The sequence below is a fragment of the Salifodinibacter halophilus genome, assembly GCA_012999515.1.
GTDB classification, from domain to species: Bacteria; Pseudomonadota; Gammaproteobacteria; order Nevskiales; family Salinisphaeraceae; genus Salifodinibacter; species Salifodinibacter halophilus.
The window spans coordinates 1-248 of sequence record JABEEB010000516.1 but is presented as its reverse complement, the minus strand read 5'-3'; the positions used below and the strand labels follow the sequence as shown (position 1 = coordinate 248).

Annotated in this window: 1 protein-coding gene; it reads right to left on the bottom strand. The window is 69.0% G+C overall.

Annotated features, from left to right (window positions below; translation table 11 throughout):
• Nucleotides 1-248: DNA topoisomerase IV subunit B (locus HKX41_12675; GenBank protein NNC24989.1), on the bottom strand; the 248-nt coding region annotated here is incomplete at both ends.

The window sequence follows — 248 nt, the reverse complement described above, 5'->3', positions numbered from 1 at the left end:
CAGTTCGCCGTCCGGCGCCCAGGCCACCGCCCAGTCGACCACTTCGGTGTCTTTCTTGAGCTGGCCGACGAACAGGTCCGGCGGCAGCAGCTCGCGCTGCGGCTGGCCTTCGCGCAGCTCGCCGGACAGGTAATCGCGCAGGCCGTCCTCGTAGTACCACTCCAGGCGCTCGCCGGTGGCTTCGTCGAACAGCTTGACGTTGAGGCCCGGGCACAGCACCGCCTTGGCCCGCAGCACGTGCTTGATCG